Genomic DNA, 6,392 nt, shown 5'->3' on the forward strand with positions numbered 1-6,392 from the left:
GCAGAGCCTCGCACAGTGTGTCTCTATCGGCTCGTGCTGAGGTACACAGGCGACCCTGCCCCGGGTCGCGCACGGTGGGCAGGGGTGGTGTGAGCGCCCCGTCGACGCGGCGCCGGAGCCCCATCAAGAATTCATCACCCCTGCTTCGGGAAGTGCCGCTTGCGCTCGCGCTTCACGAAGGGGACATCCACATGGTGCTGCTCGGTGAAGTCGCGGACCAGAGCCGTGACCTCCGGCGGCATCGCCACCGTCTCCACCATCTCCACGCCGCTCACCTGATAGGCTTCGCATTCGTGGGCGGAGGCGGTGACGACGAAGGGCACGACGCCCCCCGGCTCCCCAGTCTCGTCCGGGCGCAGCACGACCCAGAGGCGCGGCGGTTCCTGCGACAGGTTCAGCTTGTAGCCTTCGGTGTCGCTGCGGAACAGCTCCAGCGGCAGGGTCGCGGCGTGGAAATGCGCCCAGCCCTCCCCCTCGCGCAGCAACCGCCAGGGACCGTCGACCGGTGGGGCACCGGGGATCACCGAGACCGGACGCCACGCCCACTCCGCCCAGGCGCTGGTGCCCTTGCGGCGTTCCAGCACGATGCCCAGGGCCATCGTCTCGGTCTTGTTCAGGGTCTCGCTCATCGGACCAGTCCCGCCGCCATCAGCCGTTCCGCCTCCGCCAGATCGTCGGGGCGGTTGGTGTTGAAGAAGGGGTCTACCGGATCGGTGGCGAAGTCGGCAACCGCCAGACGGTACCGGGCGGTCCAGGCGTCCACCTTGCGCATGTCCTCCTCCACCATCGCGCGGCGGAGGTCGTCGGCGAGGTCCACCCGCCACAGCCCGAAGACCGGATGCTCCTGCCCGTCGGAGCGGGCGCAGGCGAGGTCGGCGCCCTCACGCTCCACCGCCGCGACCAGACGCGCGACCAGATCGCCGGGGATGAAGGGCGCGTCGGTGGCGAAGCTGGCCAGCCAGCGGCAGTCCGGCGCGTTGGCCCGCGCCCACTCCATCCCGGTCAGCACCCCGGCGAGCGGTCCGGCGAAGCCCTCCACCACGTCCGCCGCCACCGGCAGGCCGAAGGCGGCGAAGCGCGCCGGGTCGCCGTTGGCGTTGAGCACCAGCGGCCCGACCTGCGGGCGCACGGTGGCGACGATGCGCTCCAGGATGCTTCGCCCGCCGAGCGTGCGCAGGCTCTTGTCGCCGCCGCCCATGCGCCGCGACAGGCCGCCGGCCAGCAGCACGCCGGCGATGCCCTCACTCGTCATCGCGGCTCCCCTTGCGCTGGTGGCGCCCGCCCTCGTCGCCGACCGATGCCGGGTCGGCGTCGAAGTCCAGCCGGTCGGTGCCGGCCAGGGCGAGGAAGCGCTTGCCCTTGGCCCGCCCGACCATGGTCAGGTTGGCCTGCCGCCCCAGTTCCACCCCCCAGGCGGTGAAGCCGGAGCGGGAGATCAGGATCGGGATGCCCATCTGCACCGTCTTGATGACCATCTCGGAAGTCAGGCGCCCGGTCGTGTAGAAGATCTTGTCATGCGCCGGCACGCCGTGCAGGTGCATGTAGCCCGCCACCTTGTCCACCGCGTTGTGCCGCCCGACGTCCTCCATGTAGACCAGCGGGCGGTCGTCCTGGCAGAGCACGCAGCCGTGAATGGCGCCGGCCTCCAGATAGAGGCTGGGGGTCAGGTTGATCTTCTTCGACAGGGCGTAGATCCAGGAGGTCTTCAGCCGCGCGTCGGGGTTCAGGCGCACCGACTCGAAGGTCTCCATCACGTCGCCGAAGGCGGTGCCCTGGGCGCAACCGGAGGTCAGCGTCTTCTTCTTGAGCTTCTGCTCGTAATTCGTGGCGCGCTCGGTGCGGACGACGACGGTGTCGATCTCCTCGTCATAGTCGATGCCGGTGATCCGGTCGTCGCGCTTCAGCATGTTCTGGTTGAGCAGATAGCCCACCGCCAGATAATCAGGGTAGTCGGCGATCGTCATCATGGTGACGATCTCCTGCCCGTTCAGGTACAGCGTCAGCGGCCGTTCCACGGTGACCGACGCCTCCACCGGGCGCCCGTCCTGATCCAGCCCGGAAACGCGCTCCGTCAGCTTGGGATTCGCCGGGTCCGGCCTTATGGTGAATTCCGAGAGGTCCATGACCGGAAGAGTGGGGAAGATTGCGCGCCGGGGCAAGCGGCGGATGATCGGCTCCCGCAAGACGGAAGCGATGCGGCCCCGATTTGACGCGCGAGCGCCTGGTATGCACGAGTACTTTTATGCATGAGTTCGGTCTGGCCTTCGTCACCGCCTTCCACCTGATCGCCGATTTCGACCCTGGTCTGGTGGGGATCGTCGGCCTGTCACTGCGCGTCAGCCTGACCGCCGTCCTGCTGTCGGCCCTGATCGGCCTGCCGCTGGGCGCCGCCGTGGCCGCCTTCCGCTTTCCGGGGCGGCGCGCGGTGACCCTGTTCCTGAACACGGCGATGGGGCTGCCGCCGGTGGTGGTGGGGCTGATCGTCTATCTGATCCTGTCGCGCTCCGGCCCGCTGGGCGTGCTGGGGCTGCTGTTCACCCCGACCGCGATGATCGTGGCCCAGACCGTGCTGATCGTGCCCATCGTCGCCGCCCTGACCCGCCAGATCGTCGAGGATCTGCTGACGGAGTATGGCGACCTGCTGCGGGTGATGGGGACCGGGCCGCTGACCACCCTGTTCATTCTCCTGTCGGAGGCGCGCTGGAGCCTGCTGACCATCGTGCTGGCCGGCTTCGGGCGGGCCTCGGCGGAGGTCGGGGCGGTGATGATCGTCGGCGGCAACATCGACCGGGTGACCCGCGTCATGACGACCTCCATCGCGCTGGAGACCAGCAAGGGCGACCTGCCGTTGGCGCTCGGCCTCGGCGTCATCCTGATGACCCTGTCGCTGTCGGTGAACCTCGCCGCCGCCATGCTGCGGGAGACGCGGCGGGCCTGAGCCGCCGTCCGCACGCCGATTTTGGAAAATTTGCAAAGCCGTTCGAACTTTCCCATAGTCGCCGTCACAGCCCGCAACCAAGGCGGGCAAGAAACTGGAGAGGGATAGTCCGATGCTGCGCCGTTCTTTCGTGCTGGGATGCGCCGCCGTGGCGGCTCTGCTGCTCGGCTCCGTCCAGCCGTCCACCGCCGCCGACCGCTTCATCACCGTGGCCTCCACCACCTCGACCGAGGATTCGGGCCTGTTCAAGTCGATCCTGCCGAAATTCACCGGGAAGACCGGGATCGAGGTGCGCGTGGTCGCCAAGGGCACCGGCCAGGCCATCGACATCGCCAAGCGCGGCGACGCCGACGTGCTGTTCGTCCACCACAAGGCGTCGGAGGACAAGTTCGTCGCCGAGGGCTTCAGCACCGAGCGCAAGCCGGTCATGTACAACGACTTCGTCATCGTCGGGCCGAAGGCCGACCCGGCCAAGGTCGGCGGCAGCAAGGACGTGTCCGCCGCGCTGAAGGGCATCGCCGCCGCCAAGGCCCCCTTCGTGTCGCGCGGCGACGACAGCGGCACGCACAAGGCCGAGCAGGCGCTGTGGAAGACCGCCGGCGTCGATCCGGCGGCGGGCGACGGCTGGTACCGCGCCATCGGCCAGGGCATGGGCGCCACGCTGAACACCGCCGCCGCGCTGAACGGCTACGCCATGACCGACCGCGCCACCTGGCTCAGCTTCAAGAACCGCGGCGACCTCGACGTGCTGGTCGAGGGCGACAAGCGCCTGTTCAACCAGTACGGCGTGATGCTGGTCAACCCGGCCAAGTTCAGCCACGTCAAGGCCGCCGACGGGCAAGCCTTCGTCGACTGGCTGGTCTCCGCAGAGGGCCAGCAGGCCATCGCGGACTACACGATCAACGGCAACTCGCTGTTCTTCCCGAACGCCAACGAGCCGGGCGTCTGACCGTCCCCCGCTCCGCGGGCACGAAAAAAGGCGCAGCCCCGCGGCTGCGCCTTTTTTATAGGACGGAAAAAAGCGGGGTTACAGCTTCTCGTTCGGCGACACCGGGACGCAGCGGTGGCCGCTGCGGGTCAGCTCCGAACAGACCTTGCGGGCGGTCCCCTCGTCCAGCCCGACCATGCGGGCGCGGTAGACGGTGGAGCCGTTGGCCTTCACCGGGGTCACCGCCGGCTTGGCGGCGCGCAGCAGGAAGGGCGCCTGCTTGGTCGCCTGGGTCAGCGCCCGCTTGCTGGCCTCGCGCGTGGAGAAGGCGCCGACCTGCACGCCCCATTTCGACCCATCCGCGTCCTCGTCGCGGGCACGGACCGGCGGGCGGACCGCGGCCGGGGTGGAAACGGTGGAGGCGAGCTGCGCGATGGTCTCCGGTTTGGCCGGCGGCTTGCCCTTGGCGGTGACGCGCGGCGCGTCCTCGCCGCCGGCGCGGGCGACGACCGGCGCCTCCGAACCGCGACTCGGCTTGTCGAACGCCTTGTCGAGAATCGCCTCCATGCGGGCGTCGCGCGAGGCCGCGGACTTGCCGCCGAGCACCACGGCGACCAGCCGACGCCCGTCGCGCACCGCCGACGCCGCGAGGTTGAAGCCGCTGGCCACCGTGTAGCCGGTCTTGATGCCGTCCATGCCCTCGTAGCGCGACATCAGACGGTTGTGGTTGTTCAGGCTGCGTCCGCCATAGACGAAGGCGCGGCGGCTGAAATAAGGGTAGTAGCGGGAGTGGTCGGACAGCATCGCCCGCGACAGGATGGAGAAGTCGCGCGCCGTGGTGAGCTGCTCCATGTTCGGCAGGCCGTTGGAGTTGCGGAACACGGTGTTGCGCATCCCCAGCTCGCGGGCCTTGCGGGTCATCATCTCGGCGAATTTCGCCTCGCTGCCGCCCAGCGCCTCCGCCAGCACGACCGAGGCGTCGTTGGCGGATTTGGTCACCAGCCCGAGGATCGCCTGCTCCACCCGCAGCGTCTTGCCGGCGCGCAGCCCCAGCTTGGTCGGCGACTGCGCCTCCGCCCAGGCGGACACCGGCAGCGCCTGATCCAGCCGCAGCCGCCCGGAATCCAACGCGTCGAAGGTCAGGTAGAGCGTCATCATCTTGGTCAGCGACGCGGGATAGGTGAGGGTGTCGGCGTTCTCCTCGTGAAGCACCTCACCCGTGCGCGCGTCGACGACGATCGCCGCGTATTTCGCGGCCAGCGCCGGCAACGGCGCCAGAACGGTCACCGCCAGGACCGCCAGCGTGCCGCAAAGTCCTCGAACGAAAGGGGTAATGCTGAAGGCACTTCCCAGAGTCGAACGTCGATTCGCCAAACGTTCTGTGGCCTGTTCCCCCTCCGTTTCGCGCCCGCTCCAAGCGAACGCGAAAAGCAGGCTTCGAACGGTCTGGCCCGTTACGTTCATGATGCCCCCGCCAAAGGCTAATACTTGCTGTTTGGCGCAATGGTAAATTCCATGGAAATCAGTGTCTAGCGACAATTCGTTAATTTATCGCCTCGATTTCTTCGGCGCCGCCGTGACGAAATTGGCCACCACGACGAAATTGGATGAGGCGGGGACCCGTCCGGGGCGAACCGCGTTGAAGGAGCGCGACCGTCGATCCATCTTCCCGGAAGGGCAGGACCATCCCACCCCATCCATACCGGACGCGAGGCACCTCATGACACGCCCGCCCAAGCGACGCCCGACGACTCCGCGCGCTGCCCTTCGGGACGGACGACGAGGACGGGCCGCGGGGCTGGTCGCGGCGGGTCTCCTTGCCGGTTGCGCTTCGGTCGGGCCCACCGACAACCCGGTGGCGCGCAAGCTCACCTGGGTCAGCTACCTCAACGGCGACGACCTGCGCGCCTCCTGCACCAAGGGGGAGACCGACCGCTACCGGCTGGTCTTCAACGCCGACTACCAGAAGCATGTGCGGACCTACGACATCGTCGGCGACCGCGGCACCGGCGGCGCGCTGGTCGAGGCGCGCGTGCTGGAGGCCACCGACCTCGCCCGCATCGACCTGGACAACCCGGCGGCGGTCGCCCGAGGTCCCGTGGCCAAGGCCCAGCTCTCGCCGCGCCAGTTCGCCCTGTTCGTCCTGCGCCTTTACGAGAGCGGCGCCTTCGAGCCGGCGCCGAGCGGGGTGCGCCTGCCGTCCAACGGCGTCTACTGGCTGATCAACGGCTGCCGGCGGGGAAGCTGGTTCTTCAACGCCTACCCCTACCCCTCCGACCGCTTCTCCGACATCCGTTTCGACGGGCCGTTGAAGGAGCTGGACGGCGGCGGCCAGGGGACCGGCGTGCCCTACCCCACCCTGCCGCGCCCGCAGGACGCGCCGCGCACCCTGCCGACCGGCGGACAGGTGGACAGCGCCGGCGTGGTGTTCGAGGTGCAGGTGGGCCGCGACGGGCTGGCCGGCCCGACCGCGGCCTTCGGGTCCTGGCTGGTCGCTGGAAAGGAGCGGCAGGGGCGGGGTCTTAG

Annotated in this window: 7 protein-coding genes; 3 read left to right on the forward strand and 4 right to left on the reverse strand. The window is 68.9% G+C overall.

The genetic code is table 11. The annotated features are described in order from the left end of the window. Nucleotides 1-134: 134 nt before the first annotated feature. The 3 genes from GBZ26_RS25615 to fdhD are packed head-to-tail and all read right to left on the reverse strand — an operon-like array spanning nucleotide 135 to nucleotide 2,123. Nucleotides 135-629, reverse strand: a complete 495-nt coding sequence (locus GBZ26_RS25615; protein WP_174441257.1) for a DUF3305 domain-containing protein — start codon at nucleotides 627-629, stop codon at nucleotides 135-137. Next, the gene (gene mobA, locus GBZ26_RS25620) at nucleotides 626-1,252 is read right to left on the reverse strand and encodes a molybdenum cofactor guanylyltransferase MobA (protein WP_174441258.1); all 627 of its coding nucleotides are present in this window, start codon (nucleotides 1,250-1,252) and stop codon (nucleotides 626-628) included. Before mobA ends, GBZ26_RS25615 begins: the two co-directional genes overlap by 4 nt. Further along, the gene (fdhD, locus tag GBZ26_RS25625; RefSeq protein ID WP_174441263.1) at nucleotides 1,242-2,123 is read right to left on the reverse strand and encodes a formate dehydrogenase accessory sulfurtransferase FdhD; all 882 of its coding nucleotides are present in this window, start codon (nucleotides 2,121-2,123) and stop codon (nucleotides 1,242-1,244) included. The genes mobA and fdhD overlap by 11 nt, the downstream gene beginning before the upstream one ends. A 119-nt stretch (nucleotides 2,124-2,242) precedes the next feature. Here fdhD and GBZ26_RS25630 point away from each other — a divergent pair, with 119 nt between their 5' ends. Together GBZ26_RS25630 and GBZ26_RS25635 are read left to right on the forward strand one after the other, a co-directional pair. Next, entirely contained in the window at nucleotides 2,243-2,938 is a 696-nt protein-coding gene (locus GBZ26_RS25630; protein ID WP_174441259.1) for an ABC transporter permease, read from the forward strand. A gap of 112 nt (nucleotides 2,939-3,050) precedes the next feature. After that, complete coding sequence (locus GBZ26_RS25635; RefSeq protein ID WP_174441260.1) at nucleotides 3,051-3,887, forward strand: ABC transporter substrate-binding protein; 837 nt, start codon at nucleotides 3,051-3,053, stop codon at nucleotides 3,885-3,887. A gap of 78 nt (nucleotides 3,888-3,965) precedes the next feature. On the opposite strand, the gene GBZ26_RS25640 is transcribed toward GBZ26_RS25635, so the two are convergent. Beyond that, the gene (locus tag GBZ26_RS25640) at nucleotides 3,966-5,330 is read right to left on the reverse strand and encodes a serine hydrolase (protein ID WP_174441261.1); all 1,365 of its coding nucleotides are present in this window, start codon (nucleotides 5,328-5,330) and stop codon (nucleotides 3,966-3,968) included. Nucleotides 5,331-5,721: 391 nt separating this feature from the next. On the opposite strand from GBZ26_RS25640, the gene GBZ26_RS25645 reads away from it, so the two are divergent. Beyond that, on the forward strand, nucleotides 5,722-6,392 hold a 671-nt coding region (locus tag GBZ26_RS25645; protein WP_345772072.1), incomplete at its 3' end, for a hypothetical protein.

The sequence above is a fragment of the Azospirillum formosense genome (assembly GCF_013340925.1).
In the GTDB taxonomy this organism is placed as follows: Bacteria; Pseudomonadota; Alphaproteobacteria; order Azospirillales; family Azospirillaceae; genus Azospirillum; species Azospirillum formosense.

Bases quoted from the DNA above. Each gene is read 5' to 3' on its own strand.
- GBZ26_RS25615 (WP_174441257.1), bottom strand. From the start codon at position 629: ATGAGCGAGACCCTGAACAAGACCGAGACGATGGCCCTGGGCATCGTG.
- mobA (WP_174441258.1), bottom strand. From the start codon at position 1,252: ATGACGAGTGAGGGCATCGCCGGCGTGCTGCTGGCCGGCGGCCTGTCG.
- fdhD (WP_174441263.1), bottom strand. From the start codon at position 2,123: ATGGACCTCTCGGAATTCACCATAAGGCCGGACCCGGCGAATCCCAAG.
- GBZ26_RS25630 (WP_174441259.1), top strand. From the start codon at position 2,243: ATGCATGAGTTCGGTCTGGCCTTCGTCACCGCCTTCCACCTGATCGCC.
- GBZ26_RS25635 (WP_174441260.1), top strand. From the start codon at position 3,051: ATGCTGCGCCGTTCTTTCGTGCTGGGATGCGCCGCCGTGGCGGCTCTG.
- GBZ26_RS25640 (WP_174441261.1), bottom strand. From the start codon at position 5,330: ATGAACGTAACGGGCCAGACCGTTCGAAGCCTGCTTTTCGCGTTCGCT.